Annotated in this window: 1 protein-coding gene and 1 pseudogene; one reads left to right on the plus strand and one right to left on the minus strand. The window is 57.4% G+C overall.

The genetic code is table 11. The features are described from left to right. Positions 1–364 precede the first annotated feature (364 nt). Positions 365–457 (minus strand): annotated as a pseudogene (locus tag ACFV1W_RS40690) (IS6 family transposase); the annotation flags it as partial. 113 nt (positions 458–570) lie between these two features. On the opposite strand from ACFV1W_RS40690, the gene aac(3)-IVa reads away from it, so the two are divergent. After that, positions 571–1,264, plus strand: a 694-nt coding sequence (gene aac(3)-IVa, locus ACFV1W_RS40695; protein WP_369569765.1) for an aminoglycoside N-acetyltransferase AAC(3)-IVa, incomplete at its 3' end; no start/stop codon positions are given.

Raw genomic sequence — 1,264 nt, forward strand, 5'->3', positions numbered from 1 at the left:
CGGCAGGTCTCGTCCCGCCTGCATTTCTCCAGCATGAAGTCTCCTGACGGCGAAAGCCGACGCATCGGGCCCGTCGGTCCGGGGACGTCAATCTAGAAAGTATAGGAACTTCGAAGTTCCCGCCAGCCTCGCAGAGCAGGATTCCCGTTGAGCACCGCCAGGTGCGAATAAGGGACAGTGAAGAAGGAACACCCGCTCGCGGGTGGGCCTACTTCACCTATCCTGCCCGGCTGACGCCGTTGGATACACCAAGGAAAGTCTACACGAACCCTTTGGCAAAATCCTGTATATCGTGCGAAAAAGGATGGATATACCGAAAAAATCGCTATAATGACCCCGAAGCAGGGTTATGCAGCGGAAAATGCAGCTCACGGTAACTGATGCCGTATTTGCAGTACCAGCGTACGGCCCACAGAATGATGTCACGCTGAAAATGCCGGCCTTTGAATGGGTTCATGTGCAGCTCCATAAGCAAAAGGGGATGATAAGTTTATCACCACCGACTATTTGCAACAGTGCCGTTGATCGTGCTATGATCGACTGATGTCATCAGCGGTGGAGTGCAATGTCGTGCAATACGAATGGCGAAAAGCCGAGCTCATCGGTCAGCTTCTCAACCTTGGGGTTACCCCCGGCGGTGTGCTGCTGGTCCACAGCTCCTTCCGTAGCGTCCGGCCCCTCGAAGATGGGCCACTTGGACTGATCGAGGCCCTGCGTGCTGCGCTGGGTCCGGGAGGGACGCTCGTCATGCCCTCGTGGTCAGGTCTGGACGACGAGCCGTTCGATCCTGCCACGTCGCCCGTTACACCGGACCTTGGAGTTGTCTCTGACACATTCTGGCGCCTGCCAAATGTAAAGCGCAGCGCCCATCCATTTGCCTTTGCGGCAGCGGGGCCACAGGCAGAGCAGATCATCTCTGATCCATTGCCCCTGCCACCTCACTCGCCTGCAAGCCCGGTCGCCCGTGTCCATGAACTCGATGGGCAGGTACTTCTCCTCGGCGTGGGACACGATGCCAACACGACGCTGCATCTTGCCGAGTTGATGGCAAAGGTTCCCTATGGGGTGCCGAGACACTGCACCATTCTTCAGGATGGCAAGTTGGTACGCGTCGATTATCTCGAGAATGACCACTGCTGTGAGCGCTTTGCCTTGGCGGACAGGTGGCTCAAGGAGAAGAGCCTTCAGAAGGAAGGTCCAGTCGGTCATGCCTTTGCTCGGTTGATCCGCTCCCGCGACATTGTGGCGACAGCCCTGGGTCAAC

The organism is Kitasatospora sp. NPDC059648 (assembly GCF_042734825.1).
GTDB lineage: Bacteria > Actinomycetota > Actinomycetes > Streptomycetales > Streptomycetaceae > Kitasatospora.